Annotated in this window: 23 protein-coding genes, 1 tRNA gene and 1 pseudogene; 7 read left to right on the top strand and 18 right to left on the bottom strand. The window is 57.7% G+C overall.

Going from position 1 to position 23,484, the window contains the following annotated elements:
* The first annotated feature begins 11 nt into the window (after window positions 1–11).
* Window positions 12–815, top strand: coding sequence for a phosphodiesterase (locus ACQY4M_RS20340; RefSeq protein WP_428547983.1), 804 nt, complete (start codon window positions 12–14; stop codon window positions 813–815).
* A gap of 12 nt (window positions 816–827) precedes the next feature.
* Here ACQY4M_RS20340 and ACQY4M_RS20335 read toward each other — a convergent pair whose 3' ends face one another.
* The 4 genes from ACQY4M_RS20335 to argB are packed head-to-tail and all read right to left on the bottom strand — an operon-like array spanning window position 828 to window position 3,704.
* The gene (locus ACQY4M_RS20335; protein WP_428547980.1) at window positions 828–1,331 is read right to left on the bottom strand and encodes a SixA phosphatase family protein; all 504 of its coding nucleotides are present in this window, start codon (window positions 1,329–1,331) and stop codon (window positions 828–830) included.
* A complete protein-coding gene (locus ACQY4M_RS20330) occupies window positions 1,331–1,975 on the bottom strand; it encodes a ferredoxin (RefSeq protein ID WP_428547977.1) in 645 nt (214 codons plus the stop codon). The genes ACQY4M_RS20335 and ACQY4M_RS20330 overlap by 1 nt, the downstream gene beginning before the upstream one ends.
* A complete protein-coding gene (locus ACQY4M_RS20325) occupies window positions 1,972–2,766 on the bottom strand; it encodes a sterol desaturase family protein (RefSeq protein ID WP_428547974.1) in 795 nt (264 codons plus the stop codon). The genes ACQY4M_RS20330 and ACQY4M_RS20325 overlap by 4 nt, the downstream gene beginning before the upstream one ends.
* 59 nt (window positions 2,767–2,825) lie before the next feature.
* Complete coding sequence (gene argB, locus ACQY4M_RS20320; RefSeq protein ID WP_428547971.1) at window positions 2,826–3,704, bottom strand: acetylglutamate kinase; 879 nt, start codon at window positions 3,702–3,704, stop codon at window positions 2,826–2,828.
* A 113-nt stretch (window positions 3,705–3,817) separates the two neighbouring features.
* On the opposite strand from argB, the gene ACQY4M_RS20315 reads away from it, so the two are divergent.
* Entirely contained in the window at window positions 3,818–4,558 is a 741-nt protein-coding gene (locus ACQY4M_RS20315; RefSeq protein ID WP_428547968.1) for an SDR family NAD(P)-dependent oxidoreductase, read from the top strand.
* 3 nt (window positions 4,559–4,561) lie between these two features.
* On the opposite strand, the gene yihA is transcribed toward ACQY4M_RS20315, so the two are convergent.
* From yihA to rpmH, 8 genes are all read right to left on the bottom strand, one after another.
* On the bottom strand, window positions 4,562–5,212 hold the full coding sequence (gene yihA / locus ACQY4M_RS20310) for a ribosome biogenesis GTP-binding protein YihA/YsxC (protein ID WP_428547965.1): 651 nt from the start codon (window positions 5,210–5,212) through the stop codon (window positions 4,562–4,564).
* Complete coding sequence (locus ACQY4M_RS20305) at window positions 5,212–5,958, bottom strand: MOSC domain-containing protein (protein WP_428547962.1); 747 nt, start codon at window positions 5,956–5,958, stop codon at window positions 5,212–5,214. Before ACQY4M_RS20305 ends, yihA begins: the two co-directional genes overlap by 1 nt.
* The gene (gene yidC, locus ACQY4M_RS20300; protein ID WP_428547959.1) at window positions 5,955–7,781 is read right to left on the bottom strand and encodes a membrane protein insertase YidC; all 1,827 of its coding nucleotides are present in this window, start codon (window positions 7,779–7,781) and stop codon (window positions 5,955–5,957) included. Before yidC ends, ACQY4M_RS20305 begins: the two co-directional genes overlap by 4 nt.
* Before the next feature lie 93 nt (window positions 7,782–7,874).
* Window positions 7,875–9,416 (bottom strand): putative bifunctional diguanylate cyclase/phosphodiesterase, encoded by a 1,542-nt coding sequence (locus tag ACQY4M_RS20295; RefSeq protein WP_428547956.1) that lies wholly within the window; start codon window positions 9,414–9,416, stop codon window positions 7,875–7,877.
* An 80-nt stretch (window positions 9,417–9,496) separates the two neighbouring features.
* Entirely contained in the window at window positions 9,497–10,369 is an 873-nt protein-coding gene (gene ttcA / locus ACQY4M_RS20290) for a tRNA 2-thiocytidine(32) synthetase TtcA (RefSeq protein ID WP_428547953.1), read from the bottom strand.
* 4 nt (window positions 10,370–10,373) lie between these two features.
* Complete coding sequence (yidD, locus tag ACQY4M_RS20285) at window positions 10,374–10,634, bottom strand: membrane protein insertion efficiency factor YidD (RefSeq protein WP_428547950.1); 261 nt, start codon at window positions 10,632–10,634, stop codon at window positions 10,374–10,376.
* Window positions 10,631–11,053, bottom strand: coding sequence for a ribonuclease P protein component (gene rnpA, locus ACQY4M_RS20280; RefSeq protein WP_428547947.1), 423 nt, complete (start codon window positions 11,051–11,053; stop codon window positions 10,631–10,633). Before rnpA ends, yidD begins: the two co-directional genes overlap by 4 nt.
* A 26-nt stretch (window positions 11,054–11,079) precedes the next feature.
* The gene (rpmH, locus tag ACQY4M_RS20275; RefSeq protein WP_118941270.1) at window positions 11,080–11,214 is read right to left on the bottom strand and encodes a 50S ribosomal protein L34; all 135 of its coding nucleotides are present in this window, start codon (window positions 11,212–11,214) and stop codon (window positions 11,080–11,082) included.
* 287 nt (window positions 11,215–11,501) lie between these two features.
* On the opposite strand from rpmH, the pseudogene ACQY4M_RS20270 reads away from it, so the two are divergent.
* The 4 genes and pseudogenes from ACQY4M_RS20270 (at window position 11,502) to ACQY4M_RS20255 (ending at window position 15,150) form a co-directional block, all read left to right on the top strand.
* Window positions 11,502–12,221 (top strand): annotated as a pseudogene (locus ACQY4M_RS20270) (TVP38/TMEM64 family protein).
* An 11-nt stretch (window positions 12,222–12,232) separates the two neighbouring features.
* Window positions 12,233–13,600 (top strand): dihydrolipoyl dehydrogenase family protein, encoded by a 1,368-nt coding sequence (locus ACQY4M_RS20265; RefSeq protein WP_428547943.1) that lies wholly within the window; start codon window positions 12,233–12,235, stop codon window positions 13,598–13,600.
* A 27-nt stretch (window positions 13,601–13,627) separates the two neighbouring features.
* Window positions 13,628–15,025, top strand: a complete 1,398-nt coding sequence (locus ACQY4M_RS20260) for a sensor histidine kinase (protein WP_428547940.1) — start codon at window positions 13,628–13,630, stop codon at window positions 15,023–15,025.
* 48 nt (window positions 15,026–15,073) lie between these two features.
* Window positions 15,074–15,150 (top strand) — tRNA-Arg (locus ACQY4M_RS20255).
* Between the two features lie 166 nt (window positions 15,151–15,316).
* Here ACQY4M_RS20255 and ACQY4M_RS20250 read toward each other — a convergent pair.
* From ACQY4M_RS20250 to ACQY4M_RS20230, 5 genes are all read right to left on the bottom strand, one after another.
* Complete coding sequence (locus ACQY4M_RS20250) at window positions 15,317–16,435, bottom strand: ABC transporter permease (protein WP_428547937.1); 1,119 nt, start codon at window positions 16,433–16,435, stop codon at window positions 15,317–15,319.
* 2 nt (window positions 16,436–16,437) lie between these two features.
* Window positions 16,438–19,146: a ribosome-associated ATPase/putative transporter RbbA gene (rbbA, locus tag ACQY4M_RS20245; protein WP_428548326.1), complete on the bottom strand. Its 2,709-nt coding sequence runs from the start codon at window positions 19,144–19,146 to the stop codon at window positions 16,438–16,440.
* Window positions 19,147–19,214: 68 nt separating this feature from the next.
* Entirely contained in the window at window positions 19,215–20,246 is a 1,032-nt protein-coding gene (locus ACQY4M_RS20240) for an HlyD family secretion protein (RefSeq protein WP_428547935.1), read from the bottom strand.
* 40 nt (window positions 20,247–20,286) lie between these two features.
* On the bottom strand, window positions 20,287–21,141 hold the full coding sequence (locus ACQY4M_RS20235; RefSeq protein ID WP_428547932.1) for an LOG family protein: 855 nt from the start codon (window positions 21,139–21,141) through the stop codon (window positions 20,287–20,289).
* A gap of 11 nt (window positions 21,142–21,152) precedes the next feature.
* Window positions 21,153–22,559, bottom strand: a complete 1,407-nt coding sequence (locus tag ACQY4M_RS20230) for an MBL fold metallo-hydrolase RNA specificity domain-containing protein (RefSeq protein WP_428547929.1) — start codon at window positions 22,557–22,559, stop codon at window positions 21,153–21,155.
* Between the two features lie 120 nt (window positions 22,560–22,679).
* Between ACQY4M_RS20230 and ACQY4M_RS20225 the strand changes: the two genes are divergently transcribed.
* Window positions 22,680–23,036 (top strand): hypothetical protein, encoded by a 357-nt coding sequence (locus tag ACQY4M_RS20225; protein WP_428547926.1) that lies wholly within the window; start codon window positions 22,680–22,682, stop codon window positions 23,034–23,036.
* Window positions 23,037–23,080: 44 nt separating this feature from the next.
* Here ACQY4M_RS20225 and ACQY4M_RS20220 read toward each other — a convergent pair whose 3' ends face one another.
* Window positions 23,081–23,467 (bottom strand): hypothetical protein, encoded by a 387-nt coding sequence (locus tag ACQY4M_RS20220; RefSeq protein WP_428547923.1) that lies wholly within the window; start codon window positions 23,465–23,467, stop codon window positions 23,081–23,083.
* Between the last annotated feature and the right edge of the window lie 17 nt (window positions 23,468–23,484).

Here is a 23,484-nt window from a genome sequence, read left to right as displayed (position 1 = left end):
GGGGGACGGGGATGCTTATTGCCCATATTAGCGATACGCATATTGCGGGCCCGGGTTTGAAAACCAACGGTATCGCACCAATGGCGGAAAATCTGGAACGTTGTGTGACGGCTATTAACGCACTGACAATGCGTCCAGATTTGGTTTTGTTGTCCGGTGATGTAACCAATGATCTCACCCGTGACGAGGCACAGCGCGCAGCCGAAATTCTGACCGGTTTGCACAGCCCGCTATATCTGGTTCCAGGCAATCATGATGACCGTGATGTGTTGTGGGATGTGTTTGGTGGCGGTGCCATTCCGGCTCGCGCGGACGGGTTTGTCAACTATGTGATAGATGGTCCCGACTTGCGTATCATTGCGTTGGATACGGTGGCGCAAGGGCAATCCGGCGGGGCATTTTGCAAAACTCGCGCGGCATGGCTACGGACCACACTGGCAGAGGGGGGTGATCAGCCCACCATCATTTTCATGCACCACCCGCCACTTAAATGCGGTGTACCGGAAACTGATCACGACGGATTTGACGGGGCGGATATGCTGGGCGCGATTGTGGCTGACTATCCCAACATTCAGCGCATCCTGTGTGGCCATATTCATCTGCTGACCCACGCCCGCTGGAACGGCACTGTGGTCACAACGGCCCCCAGCATGGGGATGCAGTTAACGCTGGATCTGACGCAGGCACGGCCATCTCGATTTTGCCTGACAGATCCAGGATATCTATTGCATCACTGGACACCGGAAAAAACGTTGATCACCCATGCGGTGGCGGTCCGTGATATGGATGGCCCTTACGAATTCCGACAGTATTAGATTGGATGCGCTCTATATCAGATCTTTTGGCACCACAAAGGCTTCGACCTGTCCTGAATTCGGGGTGATGTCCGCCCAGCTATCGGCGTCAAAACTGATTACGGTTGTGGCCGCTGATGGGTATTGGTGAAACTTTGGATGCTTGGGAGGTACGCTAACCAGTTCCTCAGCCAGCATGGCTGTGCCGGGATTGTGGGACAGCAGCATAGTTGATTGCGCGCGGCACCCTTGCAGGATGGTCATCATCCGTTGTGGCGAGGCCATATAAAGCGCCGAGGTGAATTGCACCTTGTCGGTATCAGCGCAGGCTGGTGCGATTTCTGCCCATGTTTGGGCGGTGCGCCGTGCTGTCGATGAAATTACGCTTTCAGGGCAATAGTCATGTTTTTTGAGCCATCCGCCAATCGCCTTGGCTGCCGCATATCCGCGCGGGTTTAACGGGCGGTCGTGATCATCAAGCGCCGGGTTGTCCCAACTGGATTTTGCGTGGCGGGTAAGGATTAAACGAAGGGTCATTACGGGTTAAATGCAGCCATATGAAATGCGGATTGTTCCGGCAGTCTGGCATAGTTGTGCCCTGCTGGGCAAGTGCGGCGCACTAAACAACCTGTTTCCATGCAATCGCGCCCGTTTGGGGTGTTTAGATAGGCTTCGCATGTGGATACATCATAGGTGTCAGACAACGCATCGACTGGACAAGCCGCAAGGCAAGGGCGGGCATCACAGCTGTCACAGGTGTTCGGTCCGGTATGGGGCAGGGTGATTTTCACGGGAAGGGCAATGGCAGCGCGATAGGATATGAACAGGCCTGCGAGGTCATGTACCAGCATCCCGACGGGCGATACCCACGCCCGCCCGCTTTGGGCCCAATCCAGAAACGGCGCATAGGGCGGCCCGTTCGAGGGGAACAATGCAGTTGAATTCCGGGCTGTGGCCCATGGCGTGATGATACGTTTTGACCAGCGATCTAGCGGGTCGGGCAACCCGTCAGAAAATTCGGGCGAGGCTTTGAAGGTGCCCCAGAAACCCGGCTTATACGGGCCGATCAGCAACAGGGTTTTGCAGCCCTCTGGCGCCTGATCCTGCGGCGTGGGGTGGAAGGCCCCGAAGATATCCAGATGCTGCTCTTGCAACGAGGATTGCAGCTCTGTGTAACTCATTTTCGAAAGAACGTAAGCGCCAGTATCCAGGCAAGGTTGGACGGGCGATCATCCTGCCATTGCAATCCGATGGTCATATCATCGTGGCCCTTTTTCGGCTGTGCAATGTAAGTGCCAAACAACCGGTCCCAGATCGACAAGGCAAAGCCATAGTTGCTGTCGTGTTCCTCGCGAATGTCGGAATGATGCACGCGGTGCATGTCGGGGGTGACCAGAACCTTGCGCACAATCGCATCCAGTTTCAGCGGCAGTTTGATATTGGCGTGGTTGAACATCGCGGTGCCGTTCAGGATGATTTCAAACAGGATCACGGCAAAGGCGGATGGCCCAAGCAGGTAAACCAGCCCAACTTTCAGCAGCATCGACAGGGCGATTTCGACGGGGTGAAACCGGATGGCGGTGGTCACGTCTATGTCACGGTCTGCATGGTGAACGCGGTGCAGGCGCCACAGGATCGGGATTTTGTGGGTGATCAGATGTTGCAGCCAGATGGCAAAATCCAGCAGTAGAACTGTCAGCAGGGTTTCCAGCCAGAATGGCCAGTCCAGATGGTTGAACAATCCCCATCCAAGTCGCCCTGCATCAATCGCGGCCCCGACGGCCAGTAATGGCATGGCAATTGCCATAAGTTTCAGCGTCAGGGAATCGATGATGACAATCGCCCAATTTGTGAACCAGCGCCGCTGCCGTGTTTCAGTGCGGGGGCGGCGTGGGACGACAGTCTCGATAGCCGCAAAGATCAGGAACAGGGCGATAAAGATGCCCAGTCGGATTTGTGCTTCGTTTTCCATGACGTAAACCTAAACCGACACGCATCCGCGTTGTAAACCCCGCAGGGTGCACAATCGTGTCAGGTGGCGGGCCGTTCGGCACGGATCAACGACCCTGCACCGTGGTCGGTATAAAGTTCCAGCAAACAGGCATTCGGTGCGCGCCCGTCCAGAATAACCACCCCGCGAACACCACCATCAATCGCGGCCAGCGCGGTTTCGGTTTTCGGGATCATACCGCCCGCAATCACCCCGTCATCGGTCAGATTGCGGATTTGCTCAGGGGTCAGCTCTGTCAGCACCTCGCCACCTGCATCCTTGACGCCGGCGACATCGGTCAACAGCAACAAACGATCTGCCTTTAGCGCCGTCGCAATCGCGCCCGCCGCTGTATCGCCGTTGATGTTGAAGGTTTCCCCCTTGCGACCGGCCCCAAGCGGCGCAATCACTGGAATGGTATCGGCGGCAAACAGGGTATGCAGCACGCTGGGATCGACCTGCGTCGGGGTGCCGACAAAGCCAAGCGCCGGATTGGTCTGCTCGCAAGTGATCAGGCCCGCATCCTTGCCCGACAGGCCCACGGCCTTGCCACCCTGATCGTTGATCGCCTGCACAATACGTTTATTCACACGGCCCGACAGCACCATTTCCACAACTTCGACAGTGGCGGCATCGGTCACCCGTTTGCCATCGACAAAATCCGATTTGACGCCCAGCCGTTCCAGCATCTGGTTGATCATCGGCCCGCCGCCATGCACGATCACGGGGTTCACCCCGACCTGCTGCATCAGTACGATGTCACGGGCGAAACTATCCATTTCCTCATCATCGCCCATCGCATGACCGCCGAATTTCACAACGACAGTGGCCCCGCCATAGCGTTGCAACAACGGCAGCGCATGGGAAAGGGTGCGGGCGGTGGCAATCCAGTCACGGTTCATGGCGTCTTGTTTCTTCATCTGATTTATCCCTCGTTCCATACCGTGTTAATCGCTGGGCGCGGCTGTGCCAAGTGATTGTATTTCTTGGCTGCTGTGCATAGGTTCAAGGCAAGCAATGATCGGGGATCAAAATGGCCAAGAATGACAGACGCAAAACCATGCTGCTGACCGGTGCCAGCCGTGGCATCGGCCATGCAACCGTGCAATATTTCAGCGCCAAGGGCTGGCGGGTGATCACCTGTTCACGCCATCCGTTTCCGGAAAAATGCCCTTGGGGTGGTGGTCAGGAAAACCATGTGCAGATTGATCTGGCCGACCCGCGCAAAACCATCGAGGCAATTGAGGAAATCCGCACCAAACTGGATGGCAAGCTGGATGCGCTGGTGAACAACGCCGGTATTTCCCCAAAAGGACCGAATGGCGAGCGGTTGAACACGCTTGATACGGATCTGGCCACATGGGGCCATGTGTTCCATGTGAATTTCTTTGCCTCGGTTGTGCTCGCGCGTGGTCTAAAGGACGAATTGGCAGCGGCCAAAGGCTCGGTTGTGAATGTAACGTCGATTGCGGGCGTGCGGGTGCATCCGTTCGCAGGCGCGGCCTATGCCACCTCCAAGGCGGCGCTGGCGGCCCTGACGCGCGAAATGGCGCATGATTTCGGACCGTTAGGTGTTCGGGTAAACGCGATCGCACCGGGCGAGGTGGAAACAGCAATCCTTAGCCCCGGCACCGAGAAAATTGTCGACCAACTGCCGCTGCGCCGGCTGGGCCAGCCGGAAGAGGTGGCTGCGGCGATCTATTTCCTGTGTTCGGACGAATCGTCCTATATTTCCGGCACCGAACTGGAAGTGAACGGCGCACAGCACGTTTAGGAATTAAACCAGATCGGCGATGATACTGCGCAGGATCGGAATGCCTTCGCCCTTTTCGGACGACGTCAGCACCAGTTCGGGATAGGCCGCAGGGTGTTTGGAAATGGCTTTGCGCACCTGTTCCAGCACTTTTGTGCGGTCCTTGTCCTTGACCTTGTCCAGCTTGGTCATCACCACCTGAAAAGTCACCGCTGACCGGTCCAGCAGTTTCAGGATTTCCTCGTCCACGTCTTTCACCCCGTGACGAGCATCAATCAGCACAAAAGCGCGGCGCAGGGTTTGGCGACCCGACAGGTAATTCTTTAGCAGACGCTGCCATTTTTCCACCACCGGCAGCGGCGCATTGGCATAGCCATAGCCGGGTAGATCAACCAGATAGGGACCGTTCAGCGTGGTGAAATAGTTGATTTCCTGCGTGCGGCCCGGCGTGTTGGATGCCCGCGCCAGCCCCTTGCGGCCGGTCAGCGCATTGATCAGGGTGGATTTCCCCACGTTCGAGCGGCCCGCGAAACATACTTCCAGCCGGTCGGGGGGCGGCAGGCCATCCATGGCCACCACGCCTTTCAGAAATTCGGTATTGCCTGCAAACAGCTTGCGACCGCGCTCTTTGGCATCCGCATCGGGATCTTCGGCAATTGTAAATGGAATTTCCATCATAGCACCTCGATTTCATCACCAAGGGCGATTTGCCCGTCTTTGACAACTACACCATAAACCCCGAACTGTTTGTGGCCCCAATTATCCTGTAACGTGTCCAGCGTGGCGGCGTCGCGTTTGCCGGTATCAGGGTTAACCGTGGTAGCCATACAGCGGGTGATGCGTTCGCGAATCTCCAAAACAGCCCCGCCAATGCGCAGCTGTTTGCCGACCCAGTCGAATTCCTGCCATGGCTTTAGCCCGTCAAACCACAGATTGCCACGCCAGCGCAGTGGCGACAGGTCCGCACCCATCTTTTCACCCAGCGCACGGTTGGTTGCCAGATTGTTCAGGCTGATCGACGGGAAATCCGTGTCGGTCATACCACGGGCCTGCGCACGCACGATACGCGCCGATGGGGTGCGCTCAGGCGGCATGATCGGGCGCACCCAGTCGATAAAGACATCCGAATCCGTGTCGGGATTAAAGGTGATGTCGGGCAGGTCGGGGTGGGTCATGGTGATCTTCCCCGTTGCCTCGTCCAGTATGGCTTTTAGCGCCATCAATGACGGTGCCTTGGCCCCGCGCGAGAAATTCCCGCAAGGCACCCACTCGGACCCGTCCACCTGTGACAATTCATGCGCCACGGCCCAGGCACGATCCCACGGCAGGGTTTTGCCTGTCCACAGATCAACAGTTTGCAACGCCTCGACCCCGTGCGCCTTGATCGGGTGGCGCCAGATATGGGTCAGGTGGCTGGTCATTTATCATCCGGTTTCTTGCGCTTGAAACCGGCGATGATGTTACCAAACACATCCGGTTTGGCGCCTTGGCTGCGCATGATCATATACTGCTGGGTAAAGGTAATTGTGTTGTTGGTGATCCAGTACAGCACCAGACCCGAGGCAAACCGGCCCAACATGAACATAAACACCCATGGCATCCACGTCATGATCATTTTCTGGGTCGGGTCTGTTGGGGTCGGGTTCAGCTTTTGCTGCAGCCACATTGAAATGCCCAGCAGGATCGGCAACAGGCCTAGTGAAATGATGGAAAGGAATGAATCCGGACCGGGAGCTGCAAACGGGAGTAGGCCAAACAGATTCAGGATGGATGACGGATCAGGTGCCGACAGATCGCGAATCCAACCGATCCATGGCGCATGGCGCAATTCCAGCGTTACAAAGATAACTTTATAGAGCGAGAAAAAGATCGGGATCTGCATCAGGATCGGCAAACACCCTGCGGCAGGATTGACCTTTTCCTTCTTGTAAAGCGCCATCATTTCCTTTTGCTGGCGTTGTTTGTCATCACCACAGCGTTCTTTCAGGGCTTCCATTTCTGGCTGTAACGCCTTCATTTTTGCCATGGAAACATAGGATTTGTAGGCCAGTGGCAACAGCAATGCTTTCAGGATCACCGTCAGGGCGATAATGGCAAAGCCCATGTTCCCGATCAGGCCTTTCAGGGTGTGCAGCAACCAGAAGATCGGTTTGGTCAGGAAGAAAAACCAGCCCCAGTCGATCGAATCGACAAAACGGTCCACGCCTTCTTCGTTCTGGTACATGCGGATGGTTTCCCATTCCTTGGCACCAGCGAAAACGCGGGTTGTGATATCATTTGTTGCTCCGGGTTCGACCGTCTGGATCGGCATCCGGGTTTCGGCGGTGTAGATATCGCTGCCGGGAATGTACTTGGCGACCGAAGTGAAAGGCTGGCCGTTGGCGGGAATGATACTTGTCATCCAGTATTTGTCGGTAAAACCGATCCAGCCGTTCTCTTTTACGTCAATCAATTCGGCATTGGCGCCCTCGGTGGCGACAACATCCAGACCGGGGATCTTTTTGTATTTGATTTCCTGCAATTCGCCATCCGACATCCGCACGATACCTTCGTGCAGAATAAAGAACCCGCGTGTTTTGGGTTGGCCGTAACGCGCAACAATACTGTATGGGAACAGGCGGCGTGCGGTGGTGCCGGCGTTTTCTACCGACTGCTTGACCGAGAACATATAGTGGTCATCAACCGAGATCGTGCGGCGGAAAATCAGGCCGTCACCATTGTCCCAACGCAGGGTTACAGGTGTGGCGGGTGTCAGGGTATCACCGCTTTCCACGGTCCACATGGTGTCGGGGCCAGGTACAGAATCGGCGGGCATATCGCCGGTGCGACCCCAGCCATAGATGGTGTAATAGGGATTTTCGCCACCAAACGGGGTCAGCAAGGTGACAAGCGGGGAATCGGGATCAAGCGTTTCGCGATAGGCCTTGAGTTTCAGATCATCAATACGACCACCCATCAACGAGAACGAGCCACTCAGCTTGGGGGTATCGATTGTGACGCGCGGCGCTTTTTCCAGCGCCTCGGCGTGGGAACTGGTCGGCACAGCGGGGGCGGACTGGCTCGCCGAACCTGTCGTCGCCGCAGGAGGTGTGGCCACGCCAGTACCGTCGGCGGTTTGTACTGCATCAGGCGGCAGGGTCAGGTCAGGCTGGGGTGGCGGGGGCTGGAACCATATGCTCCAGACCAGCATTACCATGCCGCTGAGAAAAACTGCAAGAATGAGGTTCTTGTTCTGATCGTCCATGTGGGACACACCCTGTCACTGAAATTGGTCAAAGTGGTTCAACAGGGCGGGGGGCCAAAGGTCAAGCGGTTTTCCTGTTTTTCAAGGTGAAAACTACCCTATGCCGCGGCCGATTTTCGGGGTTTCAGCCAGTTTTTCACGATGTTTTTGCATCCAGTTCAGCGTATCGGCATAGGGCATAGGCCGCCCAAGGCCAAACCCCTGCACATGGGTGCAGCCCAATTGTGCCAGCATGGCGTGTTCTCCTGCGGTCTCCACCCCCTCACCAAGAGTTTTCAGATTCAACTGTTCCGCCATCGTCAAAATGGCTGAAACCATGCGCTGTTGTTCGGGATCCGTGTCGACTTTCGTCACAAACGAGCGGTCAATCTTGATCCGTTCCACGGCAAACCGGCGGATATTCGAGATCGAAGCATGTCCGGTGCCGAAATCGTCCAGATCAATAGCGCAGCCAAGGGTGGCCAGACCGGCAATGTTGCGGGTGATGACATCATCATCTGCCTCGGCAATTACGGTATCCAGAATTTCAACATTCAGACGGTTGGGGGCCAAGTCAAACCGGTCCAGTTCCCAGCGGATTTTATCAACAAGTTTAGGGTTGCGCAGTTCATGCTCTGAAAAATTCACCCCGACCTGCGGCACTTTGAACCCGGCTTTGTCCCATTTTTTCAAGCATGTAAGGGAATGGTAAAGGATCACTTCCCCCAGACGTTCGAACATGCCCGCCTGCTCGATTGCTGGTAAAAAATCGCCAGGAGAGATCATACCGCGTTCAGGGTGGTGCCAGCGTGCCATCGCCTCGAACCCCGAAACCTCGCCCGTGTCGGTCGAGATTTGCGGCTGGAACCACGGAATAATATGCCCGTCCTCAAGCGCCTGTGTTACATCCTGAATCAAGGCGTTTTGCGCCTTGGCCTTGTGCTGCATTTCAGGGGAATAGCCGCGAATGGTGCCAGGGCCATCTTCTTTGGCGTTGTTCAGGGCTTGCTCGGCGGCTTCCAGCATGGCCTCGCCAGTTATATCGGGCGCACGGGTGCTCAGGCAAAACCCGATCGAACAGGACACATAGACGGTGGTTGTGTCCAGACTGACCGGCTCGGAAACCGCTGATTGCAGCCGCGCCGAGATCTGGATTAGGGATTCCAGATCGGCCCGCCGCACCGGCGCAAGGGCAATGGCAAATTCGGCTCCGTCCAGACGTACGATCAGATCATTGTCCCGCAGAACACCGCGCAGCCTGTCGACAGTGCGGCGTAGGATATCATCGGCGGCCTTATGACCCAGCCGCGCCAATAGCATGGCATAGTCATCCAGCTCAACCACCATGCAAGCGGTTGTGCGCCCATTCGGACGGGCAATCTGCAAAATGTTGTCCAGCGTCTTTTCCAGCCGCGCCCGTTGCCCCAACCCGTTGGTTTCCGCCGGGGGATGCGCACCGCTTGCAAGTTCCTTTTGTCCGGCCAGCGCAACCACGGCTGGCAACAACAGGGCAAGGCCCAATAACGCCCCTTCGCCACCAATCCAGAAGCTGGCCAAAGTCAGGGCAGGCAGGAATGCCAATGCCTGTGGCCCATTGAAGATATTCAGGATGGTCCGGCGGGACAGGGCGTTGGAAAATCCGGCCAGTGGCGGCATTGCGGGGCATCCTTTTGCTGTGCGCGGCCAGGGCCACACAGGGTTCAGCAGGACGCTAAATCGCGAAGCCTATTGGAGTATTAACGCAGCACGGGAATTTGCTTAGAATTGTCTGTATCTGCCTTTGGATCACGCATTAATCCAGCAAAATCATATAGTTTCGGGTCCAGCAGATGACTGGGCCGCGCATTCATTAGGGCGCGGAACATCACCTGCCGCCGACCCGGTGCATTCTTTTCCCAGCCATCCAGAATCGCTTTGACCTGTTGGCGTTGTAACCCATCTTGCGAGCCACACAGATCGCAGGGGATAATGGGGTAGTTCATCGCCTTGGCGAATTTTTCGCAATCGGCCTCGGCCACATGGGCAAGGGGGCGATAGACGAACAGATCGCCCTCTTCGTTCAACAGTTTTGGTGGCATGGTGGCCAGCCGCCCGCCGTGAAACAGGTTCATAAAAAAGGTTTCCAGAATATCGTCGCGGTGATGCCCCAGCACGATGGCGGAACAACCTTCCTCGCGGGCGATACGATAGAGGTTGCCACGACGCAGGCGTGAACACAGGGAACAAAAGGTTCGCCCCTCGGGGATTTTGTCGGTGACGATGGAATAGGTGTCCTCGTATTCGATCCGGTGTGGGACCTGCATACGTTCCAGAAACTCGGGGATCACGGTGGCCGGAAAATTCGGCTGTCCCTGATCCAGATTGCAGGCGACCAGTTCAACAGGCAGCAAGCCGCGCCATTTCAATTCATACAGAACCGCCAGCAAGGTATAGCTATCCTTGCCGCCGGACAGGCAAACTAGCCAGCGCGCGCCGCGCTCGATCATGCCGTATTGCTCGATTGCCTCGCGGGTATAGCGCACGATGCGCTTGCGCAGTTTCTTGAACTCGGTGGTCGAAGGTGCGCCGTGGAATAGCGGGTGGATGTCATCAAGGGGGGCGTCGGACATGCGCTCAGGCCTGCTCATCATGGGAATGGTCGTGGTCGCAATCGGAGCCCTCGACCGGATCATAGCCACAGCCGCCCCACGGGTTACAGCGGCCAATGCGTTTGGCGGCCATCCAGCTGCCTTTGATCGCGCCGTGTTTTTCCAGCGCTTCCATTGCATAGGCGCTGCATGTGGGTTGATAGCGGCAGGAATTGCCGACCCACGGCGAAAACAGCAGCCGATACAGGCGCACCGGAACGGCAACGATATGGGCAAGCGGAGTCATTTGCGTTTCCCGTGGATTACTTTCAGCGCGTAGGCCAGATCGCCCACCAGATCTATATAGGGTCGATCCACCGTCGCACCAGCGCGGCCGATCAGCACATAGTCCCAGCCCGGCTGCCCCTTGGCGCAGAGCAATTCGCGGGCGATGGCGCGCAGGCGGCGTTTGGCACGGTTGCGTTTCACGGCATTGCCCACCTTTTTGGAACAGGTATAGCCAACGCGGATCAGATCGGGGCTGGCCTCGCCACTGGCACGTTTGCGCGCCTGCAGGATCAACCCTTTGGTCGCCTGCCGTTTTGCCCGCGCGGCCCGCAGGAAATCGGCGCGTTTGGTTAATGTCATCGGACATGCGAAAACCGCCGGTGGCCCGCGCGTGACCTCTGGCGTATTGCCTGTCACGGGTGCCTCCGGCGGTGTCATATCTATTCACCTGATAGCAGCGGGTATTAAGCGCTGAGTTTGGCACGACCCTTGGCACGACGTGCGTTCAGAATCTTGCGGCCTGCTTTGGTGGCCATACGCGCACGAAAACCGTGGCGGTGTTTGCGAACCAAGTTCGATGGTTGGAATGTGCGTTTCATCGCCCGTCTCCGTCTGGTTTGGACCTGCACCCGAAAAGGATTCGTAGGTCATATGTGTTCGAAGCCCGTGATTTAGGCGCTTGGTCAGGGTAAGTCAATTCATCATTCGCGCCAAAAGTGCAACATTCGGGGGAAATTGCCGGTTGATATGTTTCAAAACCGCCCCGAACCCCTGTTCAAAGTGAAACATCCCATCACCGGTGATCAAGGCGGCGTGATCGGGGTATGCCTGCGCGCCAATCATAGGCATGTTGTTGGTGCGGGGTGCAAGAACGGACAAAGGCAAGATGAGCGACATGACAGAGACACGGAAAAGCGGGCTGGTGCGATATCTGCCGCTGATCGCGATTTTCACGGCGGCGGTGATCGGGGCCTTTACCCTGCGTGATTACCTGTCGTTCTAGGCGCTGCGCGATAATCGCGAGGCGCTGATTGCCTTTCGGGATAACAACTACCTGCTGACGGTGCTGGTGTTCATCGCCGCCTATACCGCGATTGTCACCTTTTCATTGCCGGGGGCAGCGATTGCCTCGATTACCGGCGGGTTCCTGTTTGCCACTTTCCCTGGTGCGCTGTTCAACATCGCTGCCGCTACGATGGGCGCGACGCTGATCTTTCTGGCGGCCCGCTGGGGCATGGGTGAAAAACTGGCAGCCAAGATGGAAGCATCCGACGGGGCGGTGAAAAAGATCAAAGACGGGATTGATGAAAACCAGTGGTCGATGCTGTTTCTGATCCGTTTGGTCCCTGCTGTGCCATTCTTTGTTGCCAATCTGGTGCCCGCGATGGTGGGTGTGCCGATGCACCGTTTCGTGATTTCCACCTTTCTGGGGATCATTCCGGGCGCGGTGGTTTACACATCGGTCGGCGCTGGCCTTGGCGATGTGTTTGCCCGTGGTGAAACTCCGAACCTTGGCATTATATTCGAGCCACAGATATTGCTCCCCATCCTTGGCTTGTGCGCGCTGGCCGCATTACCGATGGTGCTGAAACTGTTTAAGAAATAGGACATTCCCCCATGAACAAGATCAAAACAGACATCTGCATCATCGGTGCAGGATCAGGCGGGTTGTCGATTGCCGCCGGTGCGGTGCAGATGGGCGCCAAAGTGGTGCTGTTGGAAGGGCACAAGATGGGCGGCGATTGCCTGAACTACGGCTGCGTGCCCTCAAAGGCGCTGCTGGCGGCGGGCAAGATGGGGTTGGCATTCGGCAAGGCCAAGGACCATGTGCAAAGCGCGATTGACACCATCGCCCCGCATGACAGCGTCGAGCGGTTCGAGGGGCTGGGGGTGCAGGTTATCACCGAATACGGTCATTTCATTTCCCCGACTGAGGTGCAGGCGGGCGACACTGTAATCACCGCGCGCCGTTTTGTGATCGCCACTGGCTCGTCCCCCTTTGTGCCGCCAATTCCGGGGCTGGATACGGTGCCATATGACACCAACGAAACGATTTTCGAAAACCGCATGAAACCAAAGCACCTGCTGGTGGTTGGTGGTGGTCCAATCGGTATGGAAATGGCGCAGGCGCACCGGCGGCTGGGCTGCGAGGTAACCGTGATCGAAGGCATGAAGGCGCTGGGCAAGGATGATCCGGAATTGGCCGCAATTGTGCTGGAAAACCTGCGGGTCGAGGGCATCGAGATTGCCGAAGACGCGATGGCCAAGGAGGTTCGCGGCAAGAAGGGGGCGATTGAAATCGAGGTGCAGGACGGACGGGTGTTCAAGGGCAGCCATCTGTTGATGGCGGTTGGGCGCAAACCGAATATTGATCGGCTGAATCTGGAGGTGGCAGGCGTTGAGCATGATCGCACAGGCGTCAAAGTGGGCACCAACCTGCGCAGCACCAACCGGCGGGTCTATGCGGTGGGCGATGTGGCCGGCGGGTTGCAATTTACCCATGTGGCCGGATACCACGCCGGTGTGGTGATCAAATCCATGCTGTTCGGCCTGCCCTCCAAGGCAAAAACCGCACATATCCCCTGGGCCACCTATACGGACCCCGAACTGGCGCAGGTCGGCCTGACCGAAGCGCAAGCGCGCGAACAACATGGCGGCAAGCTGGAAGTGATCCGGTTCGATTTCGCGGGCAATGACCGCCTGATTGCCGAGGGCAAGGCCAAGGGGTTGATCAAACTGATGGTGGCCAAGGGGCGGCCTGTGGGGGTCTCGATTGCAGGCCCGTTAGCGGGCGAGTTGATCGGGTTCTGGGCGATGGCGCTGGCCAACAACCTGAAGATGGGCCAGATCGCCGCGACGGTTTTGCCCTATCCCACAGTGAACGAGGTTAACAAACGCGCGGCTGGTGCCTATTTTACCCCCAGACTGTTTGAAAACGCCAATGTCAAACGCGTGGTTGGCTTTGTTCAGCGGTTCCTGCCATGATCGGGCATTGAAAGGGTTGATATGTTTATGAATTCGCTTTCTGGCCGGTTTCTGGTGCTGACGACGGTGTTCGTCATGCTGGCCGAGGTGTTGATCTTCGTCCCCTCCGTTGCGCGGTTCCGCGAGGATTACCTGCTGTTGCGTCTTGAGAAATCGCAGATTGCCGCGTTGGCGCTGTTGGCGGATGATATGATCGACAATGATCTGGAAAGCGAACTGTTGAAAAATGCCGGCGTGTATAATGTGGTGCTGCGCCGCGATGAAATGCGCCAACTGATGTTATCATCCCCCCTCCCGGATATGATCTCTGACACCTACGACCTGCGCAGCTCCACCCCGTATGAATTGATCCGTGACGCTGTGCTGCGCCTTCTGGACACCGAGGATCGCGTGATCCGCGTGATTGGCGAGCCGGTGCGCGGGGCTGGGTTGTTGATCGAGGTGACCATGCCCACGATGCCCCTGCGCGATGCAATGGTGGACTACGGTTTGCGGATTTTGCTGCTGTCGGCGGTGATTTCCGTGATCACGGCGGTGTTGCTGTTTCTGGCCGTGCGGGGGTTCCTGTTAAAACCGATCCACCGTGTTATCCGGCACATCAAATCCTACGCCGAAGCCCCCGAAGACGCCCGCCGCATCATCGAGCCAAACGCCAGCGTTCTGGAGCTGCGCGAAGCCGAAGAGGCGCTGCAATCCATGCAAACCCAGCTAACCGGATCGCTAAAGCAAAAAGAACACCTGGCCCAGATGGGCGGTGCGGTGGCCAAGATCAGTCACGATTTGCGCAATATCCTGACCACGACGCAATTGTTCGTCGACCGGATGGAAGGCAGCAATGACCCGATGGTGCAACGCGCCGCGCCCAAACTGGTGGCCTCCATGTCGCGCGCCGTAAACCTGTGCGAAAGCACGCTGGCCTTTGGTAAAGCCGAAGAATCCGCCCCGGCCCTGACCCGTGTGCCGCTGGTGGGCATCGTCAACGATGTGATCGACGGCGAGCGTCTGGCGGCCGGTGACAGCGACATCAGCTATAGCGAGGACATACCGGCAGGGCTGACACTGCGGGCGGATCCTGAACAGCTTTATCGTGTGGTTTCCAACATCGTGCGCAATGCACGTCAGGCGATTGTCGCAACCGGTAAGGAAGGTGAAATCAACATCCGCGCCCGCGAGGACGAGGATAACTGGATCATCACCATCACCGACACCGGCCCGGGCCTGCCCCCCAAGGCGCGCGAACATCTGTTCACGCCGTTTCAGGGCGGGGTGCGTAAGGGGGGCACGGGGCTGGGCCTGTCGATTGCCGCCGAACTGGTGCGCGGTCATGGCGGGCGGCTGGACCTGAAGCGCACGGATGATACCGGAACACAGTTTGAAATCTGCCTGCCCAAGGGCGAAATCGATTTAGATACACTTTCAGTGTGAATAGCGCTTGCAAACCATCGCAAGGGTCGCTAAATCCGCACTGGTTATGCACCCGTAGCTCAGCTGGATAGAGTACCTGACTACGAATCAGGGGGTCGCACGTTCGAATCGTGCCGGGTGCACCATTACCCTTTCATACAAAACACCAAGCATGTTTGACTTATTGCATCACAACTTTGAACTGACGGAATGATTGGGCCAAGAGCGGTTACTGGATCAAACCGCCGCAAAGCGCTGGCCCTGCAGTCACCTCCATTGTTGGGTCCGTATGAATTTCCCAAATAGCTTACGCTACAGGCTCATCGAACGGCGAAACAGTGCAAGGCTGGCGGCAAAGAACGTCGCCCCCAGACCGGCCATCAGCGCCAGTTGCGGCCAGACGGTATCAATGCCCGCCCCGCGGAACACCACCGCCTTGGCGAAGGCCAGAAAGTGGCGCGAAGGCAGGATATTGGTCAGTTTGCGCACAACATCGGGTTGGCTTTCGATCGCGCCCATGCCGCCGGACAGCATGATGATCGGGATGATCACCATGATTACCAGCAGCGCGAATTGCGCCATGCTGCGGGCCAGTGTGCCCATCAACATGCCAATCGCCGCCGCCGCCGCCAGATAAGTCGCCGTGCCAAACAGCAACAGCGGGATTGAACCCGTGACCGGCACCTTCAACAGCCCCTGCACCACGAACATCAGCGACAGGGTAAAGGCCACAAGCACCACCACGATATTGGCTGTCACCTTGGATAGGGCAATTTCAATCGGGGTCAGGGGCATCACCATCAGGTGTTCAATCGTGCCCATTTCCCGTTCCCGCAGCATGGCCGCACCGGTCAGGGCGATGGTCAGTAGCGATAGCTGATTCAACAGGGATGACACCGATTTGAACCAGACCGGATTGGCGTTCGGGTTAAAGGCTTGGCGAAGTTCCAGCGTGATCGGAGGCTCGGGCCCCAATGGGGTGCCTGTCAGAAAGGCGCGGGATTCGGCTTGCAGGATGTTGGCGATGTAATCGGTGCCCAATTGGGCTTGGGACACGGCGGTGGCGTCCACCTCGAGCTGCACCACGGGGGACAGGCCCGCGATCACATCGGCCTCGAAATTTGGCGGAAAGCCCAGCACGAACATAATCCGTCCGGCGTCCATTTCCGGTGTAACCTGATCGGGGGTGATCATCACCGGCAGTTGGAACCACGGCGGCCCCAAGGCCCCGGCCAGATGGCGGGTCAGGGTTGAATTGTCCTCGTCCAGAATGGCGATTGCCGCATTATAAACGGTATCTCCCGCGCCGCTGGCCTCAAGCAACACTGCAACCACAAAGGACCACATGATCAGGATCACCATCACCGGATCACCCAGCACGCTTTTTAGCTCTTTGCCCGAAAGCCAGAAAATATTTGTCAGCCGCCGCATGATCATTTCTCCTGTTTGCGCAGGGCCAGCACAGCGATGCCGGTCAGGATGGGGCCAAACAGCGCTAGCCGCGCGATGTGGCCCGACAGTTCCGCCAGCCCCAGACCCTTGGTGAACACGCCCACACTGACGCCCATATACCATGTGGTCGGCCACAGGGTGCCCATGATATGCGCAGCCCCCTCAAGCGACGAAACGGGGGTGATCATGCCGGAAAACTGCAAGGTGGGCATGACCGAAAGGATAGCGGCGGCGAAGACGGCAGTGACCTGTGTTTTGGCCAGAGTGGATATGATTAGCCCGTATCCTGTAGCCGCCACCGCATAGAGCAGCGCGCCGAATACCAGCGCCATCGGATCCCCGCGCAGGGGCACGCCCAGCACCGTGACCACCAGCGCGGTCATGATGGCAAAATTCAGCAGGGTGATGGCGATATAGACCAGCTGTTTGCCAACTAGAAATTCGATCCGGCTGGTGGGGGTGACATAGAAATTGGTGATGGTGCCGATTTCCTTTTCCCGCGCCACGCTGACCGCCATCAGGATGGCGGGAAACAGCAACAACAACAGCGGCGGGATGGATGGGCCGATGGCCGGCAGGCTCTCCATTGCCGGATTATAGCGGAATCGCGGCACCAGTTGGGCTGGCAATTTTGCGTCAGGGCTGCGCGGCACAGCGATCACATCCAGCGCCAGCGCACCGTCGTATCCCTGAGCCAGAACATGGCCATGCGCCCCGCTGACGTAACTTTCCACCGTGCCAGCCCGCTGGGTATCGGTGCCGTCGATCCGCGCCGAAACCTGCGCGGTTTCCCCGCGTCGCAGGCTGCGGCCGAAATCGGGCGGGATTTGCAGCGCCAGTGCCAGTTCCCCGCTTTTCATGCGTTGGCCCAGCTCGTCAGCACTATAGATCGGGGCATGTTTTTCAAACCAGCCGGTGTCGCCAAAGGTGGACAGATAGGCGCGGCTTTCGGGGGTCTGGTCCAGATCATAGACCGCATAGGGAATGCTGCGCACCTCTTGCGAGATTCCGAACGACATGATCAGCAACAGGATGGCACTGCCGATAAAGGAAAAGGCCAGCCGCACCGGATCGCGCCGCACCTGCATCGCCTCGCGCGAGGTATAGGCCAGCAGGCGGCGCAGGCTAAAGCCGCTTTCGGGGGCTTTGTTTTCGCTATCCTCGGCGCTGTTCAGCAGGCCTTCGTCGCTGGTGTCTTCGGGTGGCAGAACGTCTGTGATATAGGCGATGAACGCCTCTTCCAGATTATCGGCACCGCGTTTTTCGATCAGTTTTTGCGGCTCGTCCGTGACCAGAACCTGACCCGCGTGCATCAGGGAAATACGGTCACAACGCATGCCTTCGTCCATAAAGTGGGTCGAGATAAAGATCGTCACCCCGTCGCGCCGCGCCAGTTCCAGCAGCAGATCCCAAAAGGCATCGCGCGCTTGCGGGTCCACGCCCGAGGTGGGTTCGTCCAAAATCAGGATCTCAGGCTCGTGAATCACCGCCACGGCCAGCGACAGGCGCTGGCGCAGGCCCAGCGGTAGTTCGGATGCCCGTTGATCCATATAGGGCCCCAGCCCGAACCGCGGCACCAGTTCATCCATGCGCCGTTTGGTTTTCGCTGCGCCCAGATGGAACAGACGCGCGTGCAGCACCAGATTTTCGCGTACCGTCAGTTCGCCATACAGGGAAAAGGATTGCGACATAAAGCCGACGCGGTTGCGGGTGCTGATGTCCTGCGCATCGACTGGATTGCCGAAAATCCATGCTTCGCCATCCGAGGCGGGCAGCAGGCCGGTCAGCATTTTCATCGTGGTGGTTTTGCCGCAGCCGTTCGAGCCGAGAAAGCCAAAGATTTCGCCCTTGGCAATGTCGAAACTGACGTTGTCAACGGCGGTAAAATCGCCAAAGCGGCGGGTTAGGTTGCGGGCGCGGATGGCGGGTTCTGCACCGGCAGGCAGGGGGGTGGCAGCAGGCGGGGCAACGGCGGGTTTGGCGGCCTCGTCTTGTGGCTCATCCCCGGTCAGCAGGGACACATAGGCGGCCTCGACCGTGTCGGTGCCGGTTTGCGCCATCAGATCGGCGGGGCTGGCCTGTGCCAGCACGCGGCCCTCGTTCATCGCAAACAGATGGTCGAACAATGCGGCTTCTTCCATATATGCGGTGGACACCAGCACGCTCATTTGCGGACGGTCGGCGCGGATGTTGTCGATCAGATCCCAGAACTGTCGGCGCGACAGCGGATCAACGCCGGTGGTGGGTTCATCCAGCAGCAGGAAATCGGGATCATGGATCAGCGCGGCACACAGGCCCACCTTTTGTTTCATCCCGCCCGACAGTTTGCCGGCGGGACGGTCAAGGAACGGATGAAGGCCCGTTGCGCGGGTTAGACGAGTGATGCGGGATTTGCGTTCAGCTGCGTCCAGACCGAAAAGTTTTCCAAAGAATTCAAGATTTTCCAGCAGGCTGAGATCGTGATACAGGTTGCGCCCCAACCCTTGCGGCATAAAGGCCAGCCGGCGGCCGATCTGTGTGCGATGGCGGGCATTGGACATATCCCCGCCCAGCGTTTCAATCGCACCGCTTTGCAGCCGCTTGGCGCCGGCCACAAGTCCCATCAGGGTGGATTTCCCCACCCCGTCCGGCCCCAGCAAGCCAACCATTTTACCGGCGGGCAGAGTCAGGGTGACGTCCTGCAACGCCATCACCTTGCCATAGGCGTGACTGACCGATGTCAGCTTTGCCGCGGCTTGCGACTGGGTCGGGGCTTGGGTCAATTGCTTGTGCCTCCGGCAGCCGGATCAGGCAGTTCGCTCATCAATGGCGGGGTAAGCCCTTCGGGCCAGTCGGGCAGACCGGCCTTGGAGGCAAGCCGCACCCACGCCACGCCACGCACGCCGGTTTTCACACGGTCGATCTGGTTTTGAACCAGTTCGGGCGGGATGCGCACACGGATGCGGAACATCAGGCTTTCGCGTTCTGCCAGCGTTTCCACCTGTTTCGGGGTGAACTGCGCCTGCGGGGCGACAAAAGTCACCACGGCAGGAATTGAAACGTCGGGCATGACATCCACCACAATCCGCGCCTGATCCCCCAGTTTAAGGCGGACCGCGGCACTCGCGGGCAGGAAGAATTCCATATAGACATCTTCCAGACTAACCAGCGTCAGCACCTTGCCACCACTGCCCACCACTTCGTCCGGCTGGGCCAGACGATACAGAACACGGCCAACAGCGGGGGCATAAAGCGTGCTGTCGGCAATCTGGGTTTCGATCTGTTGCAATGCGGCCTTTTCAGCGTCCACAGCACGTTTCTGGGCCTCGACACCGGCCTTGGCGGCGGCCAGACCGGCCTCGGACAGTTGGGCCTCGGTGCGTTTGATGTCCAGCGCTTCTTGTGAAACCACACCCTTGCGGTTCAACTCTTCGGACCGCTTCACCTCGCTTTTGGCAAGGGCCAGCTTGGCTTCGGCTTGCGAAACGCCTGCCTCGGCCACGGCCACAGCGGCTTGGGCGCTGGCAACAGCTGCCAACGAACGCAACCGCTGCGCTTCCAGTTCGGCAGTGTCCATTATCGCAAGTAAATCACTGGGTTTTACCATGTCGCCTTCGCGCACATTGATGGTTTTGACCCGTCCGGGCAGGCGGGCGGACACGTCGATCAGATCGGCCTCGATCCGGCCATTGCCGCGGGCGAACCCTTCGGGGGGTAGATCACTCGGGGCCAGCAGCACCTTCCAGGCGGCATAGCCCATGAACGCCGCAATCACGGCGAGGACCAGAAAGACGGAAAATTTGCGGGTCATGGTGTTACTCCTTGGGGCGTGTTGCTTTGGGGGCGGGTCATCATTTTGGCGGCTTCCCCTGATAGAAATCGTGCAGAACCTGAACGGCCTGTTCGGCGCTTTCGACGAAAGCGAACAGATCGCGGTCTTCGGGTGCTATCACCCCTTCGGAAATCAAAAAGTCGAAATCAACCGCCCGTTGCCAGAATTCCGCACCAAACAGCACCACCGGCACACGCTGCATCTTGCGGGTCTGGATCAGGGTCAGGGCCTCGAACAATTCGTCAAAAGTGCCAAAGCCGCCGGGAAAGGCGACAAGCGCCTTGGCCCGCATCAGGAAATGCATCTTGCGGATGGCGAAATAGTGGAACCGGAACGCCAAATCGGGGGTGATGAACGGGTTTGGCTTTTGTTCACGGGGCAGGGTGATGTTCAGCCCGATTGATCGCGCCTCGGCCTCGTAGGCGCCAAGGTTGGCGGCCTCCATAATGCCGGGGCCGCCGCCGGTGATCACCACGAAATCGCGCCGTTTTTCCTGCTGGAACCGTTTGGAAACCAGCGTGGCAAATTCGCGGGCCTGCTCATAATACCCGGCCTGACGGTGTTGGCGGATGGCCACGTTCAGCGTGTTTTTCTTTGTAGGATTGTCGGGATCCGCAGCACTGGATTGCTCGGCCTGCTCAAGGCGCTGTTTTGCCTCTTGCAAGGGCAGGGTGCGGGCGCTGCCAAACACAACCACGGTTGAAGTGATCCCGTGTTCATGCAGCCCACGTTCGGGCTTCAGCAGTTCAAGTTGCAGGCGCAGCGGGCGCAGATCATCGTCGGCCAACAGGTCTATATCCTCATAGGCCAGCTTGTAAGACGGGTTCTGCATGATTTCCTCTTGCAGCGCTTTGCTCCAGTCACTGTAGCTCATGATTCAAGCCTTTAAGTTTGCGGATTCCACGTAACGGTCTGCCCGTGTTCTGGGACCAGTGTTTTCCAACCATAGCGGTTTTTCAGCAGACCGGAAAATTCCTCGGCGGCTTTGGCCTCGCCATGCACCACAAAGACCTGTTTGGGTGCGGCTTTGAAATAGCTGGCCCATTCCAGCAACGCCGCCTGATCCGCATGGGCGGAAAAGCCGTTCAGGGTGTGGATGCTGGCATTGACCGGAATCTCATCACCGAAAATGCGCACAAACGGGGCGCCATCGACCAACCGGCGGCCCAAAGTGCCCTCGGCCTGATAACCGGTGATCAGTATGCTGCACTGTGGTCGCGCCAGATTATTGCGCAGGTGGTGGCGGATGCGCCCCGCGTTGCACATGCCGCTGGCGGAAATGATGATCGCGCCGGAACGGATCTGGTTCAGGGCTTTGGATTCATCAACGCTGGCTGTGAAATGCAGATAGGGCAGGTCTGCGCCCTCGTCATGCCAGCCGACCAGATCGCGGGCTTGTTCGTCAAACAGCTCGAAATGCTTTTTGGTGATTTCGGTCGCCTTCGAGGCCATCGGACTGTCGACAAATATCTTCAGATCATGCAGGCGGCTCTGACGGGTCAGGCGGTGCAGGTGATACAGGATCTCCTGCGTGCGTCCCACGGCAAAGGCAGGCACGATTACATTGCCGCCTTTGACGTTCAGCGTGTTGTCCACCACCTCGGCCAGTTCTTTCAGGGTATCATCATGGCTTTTGTGCATCCGGTTGCCGTAAGTGGATTCGATAAACAGGATGTCGGCATCTTCGATCGGGGTAGGGTCGCGCAGGATCGGGCGGTGGGGTTGGCCCAGATCGCCGCTGAACAAGATTTTGGTTTCTTTGTCACCCTCGGTCACCCAGACCTCGATAATGGCCGAGCCCAGAATATGCCCGGAATCATGGTAGCGGCAACGCACATCGCTGCGTGGGGTGACTTCGGTGTCGTAATCCACCGGCTGCAACAGGGTCAGCGCGGATTTGGCATCATCGATGGTATAGGCGGGGGTGGCGTCATCCACCTTTTTGCCATGGGCATGGCGCCGCGCGCGTTTGGCATCGGATTCCTGAATATAGGCGCTGTCGGGCAGCAGAACCTGCAACAGATCCACTGTGGCAGCGGTGGTATAGATTGGCCCCTCGTACCCATCGCGGGCCAGTTTGGGCAACAGCCCGCTGTGGTCGATATGGGCATGGGTCAGCAGCACGAAATCAATCGTGCCCACATCAAAAGCAAAGGGTTCGCGGTTGCGCGCCATCGCTTCACGACTTCCTTGAACCATGCCGCAATCCACCAGAAAACGGCCGGTACCGGTTTCAACCAGATAACATGATCCCGTGACTTCGCGGGCGGCTCCTAGAAAACTGATCTTCATGGTGATCCCTCGATTTTACGTTGTTTTCTTAATCACACCTTGCAAGTAATAGGACAATAACTTAATTCAAGCAAAGCAATGGAATAATTCTACCCGCTTAAACCCATCAGGAGACTTGCTATGCGAAAATTCACCACAGCCGCCGCCATTTCGATCGCCGCAATGACTGTAACAGCCCTTCCGGCCACGGCCGAAATTATGTCCCAAGACAGAATCGCAAAGGAAATTGTGGGTAAAACCCTGACCACATCGCGCAAGGGAATGACGGTGCACCTTCAGTATAACACCGACGGCACCGTGCGGATGAAAGCATTTATAATGTCAGGCGGCGGCGGTACCTGGAAATACAGCGATGACGGGATTTGCATGAATATGACAAATGGTCCGAGAAAAGGCGAAACCTGTGTAACCTTTGAACATCTTGGCGGCAATAAATACCGTAATTCCGAAGGGATGGTTCTGACGGTTCAGGAATAGTCGATCTTGCATAAAATCTTCTTGAAAGGGCGCCATTGTCCTTTTTATGTTTTTTCAGACGCGACTGTTGGGGTTGGATGACTTCCAGCACATATGACAATACTGATCACCCTTCGAAAGTGTGCTATTGCGTTGGGAATGGTTCCGCATTCCGTCTCCCGCAATGATATCGGCGCCGGGCCAGTCATATGTGTGCCAGCTTTCAAAAAGGCCTTGAGTTCACCGCCATCACCCAATTCGACCATGATTCGGTTGCCCAGCTTTGTCAGCTTATGCAATTTGGCAATCGGGCGCAGCCGGAGCAGTTCTTCTCGCATGAGCATATCAAAATGGTGAAAATCGGCCCGCAACCAGCGCGTTGTACCATCCGAGGTTCCGAAGTTGCGCGACAGTAGCACACGCCCAGCCGCGCGTTTCAGCGTTGCATACATGGCCCGTCGAAACAGCC

Source organism: Profundibacter sp., assembly GCF_965277155.1.
GTDB lineage: Bacteria > Pseudomonadota > Alphaproteobacteria > Rhodobacterales > Rhodobacteraceae > Profundibacter.
This window is presented reverse-complemented; position numbering and strand designations above follow the sequence as displayed.

Coding starts and splice junctions, on each gene's coding strand:
- ACQY4M_RS20225 (WP_428547926.1), top strand. CDS start 22,680: ATGCGAAAATTCACCACAGCCGCCGCCATTTCGATCGCCGCAATGACT.
- ACQY4M_RS20295 (WP_428547956.1), bottom strand. CDS start 9,416: ATGCCGCCACTGGCCGGATTTTCCAACGCCCTGTCCCGCCGGACCATC.
- yihA (WP_428547965.1), bottom strand. CDS start 5,212: ATGGAAATTCCATTTACAATTGCCGAAGATCCCGATGCGGATGCCAAA.
- ACQY4M_RS20315 (WP_428547968.1), top strand. CDS start 3,818: ATGGCCAAGAATGACAGACGCAAAACCATGCTGCTGACCGGTGCCAGC.
- ACQY4M_RS20230 (WP_428547929.1), bottom strand. CDS start 22,559: ATGAAGATCAGTTTTCTAGGAGCCGCCCGCGAAGTCACGGGATCATGT.
- ACQY4M_RS20260 (WP_428547940.1), top strand. CDS start 13,628: ATGAATTCGCTTTCTGGCCGGTTTCTGGTGCTGACGACGGTGTTCGTC.
- rpmH (WP_118941270.1), bottom strand. CDS start 11,214: ATGAAACGCACATTCCAACCATCGAACTTGGTTCGCAAACACCGCCAC.
- ACQY4M_RS20235 (WP_428547932.1), bottom strand. CDS start 21,141: ATGAGCTACAGTGACTGGAGCAAAGCGCTGCAAGAGGAAATCATGCAG.
- rnpA (WP_428547947.1), bottom strand. CDS start 11,053: ATGACACCGCCGGAGGCACCCGTGACAGGCAATACGCCAGAGGTCACG.
- ACQY4M_RS20250 (WP_428547937.1), bottom strand. CDS start 16,435: ATGCGGCGGCTGACAAATATTTTCTGGCTTTCGGGCAAAGAGCTAAAA.
- ACQY4M_RS20305 (WP_428547962.1), bottom strand. CDS start 5,958: ATGACCAGCCACCTGACCCATATCTGGCGCCACCCGATCAAGGCGCAC.
- ACQY4M_RS20335 (WP_428547980.1), bottom strand. CDS start 1,331: ATGACCCTTCGTTTAATCCTTACCCGCCACGCAAAATCCAGTTGGGAC.
- ACQY4M_RS20340 (WP_428547983.1), top strand. CDS start 12: ATGCTTATTGCCCATATTAGCGATACGCATATTGCGGGCCCGGGTTTG.
- ACQY4M_RS20240 (WP_428547935.1), bottom strand. CDS start 20,246: ATGACCCGCAAATTTTCCGTCTTTCTGGTCCTCGCCGTGATTGCGGCG.
- ACQY4M_RS20330 (WP_428547977.1), bottom strand. CDS start 1,975: ATGAGTTACACAGAGCTGCAATCCTCGTTGCAAGAGCAGCATCTGGAT.
- yidC (WP_428547959.1), bottom strand. CDS start 7,781: ATGGACGATCAGAACAAGAACCTCATTCTTGCAGTTTTTCTCAGCGGC.
- argB (WP_428547971.1), bottom strand. CDS start 3,704: ATGAAGAAACAAGACGCCATGAACCGTGACTGGATTGCCACCGCCCGC.
- ttcA (WP_428547953.1), bottom strand. CDS start 10,369: ATGTCCGACGCCCCCCTTGATGACATCCACCCGCTATTCCACGGCGCA.
- ACQY4M_RS20265 (WP_428547943.1), top strand. CDS start 12,233: ATGAACAAGATCAAAACAGACATCTGCATCATCGGTGCAGGATCAGGC.
- rbbA (WP_428548326.1), bottom strand. CDS start 19,146: ATGGCGTTGCAGGACGTCACCCTGACTCTGCCCGCCGGTAAAATGGTT.
- yidD (WP_428547950.1), bottom strand. CDS start 10,634: ATGACTCCGCTTGCCCATATCGTTGCCGTTCCGGTGCGCCTGTATCGG.
- ACQY4M_RS20325 (WP_428547974.1), bottom strand. CDS start 2,766: ATGGAAAACGAAGCACAAATCCGACTGGGCATCTTTATCGCCCTGTTC.
- ACQY4M_RS20220 (WP_428547923.1), bottom strand. CDS start 23,467: ATGTATGCAACGCTGAAACGCGCGGCTGGGCGTGTGCTACTGTCGCGC.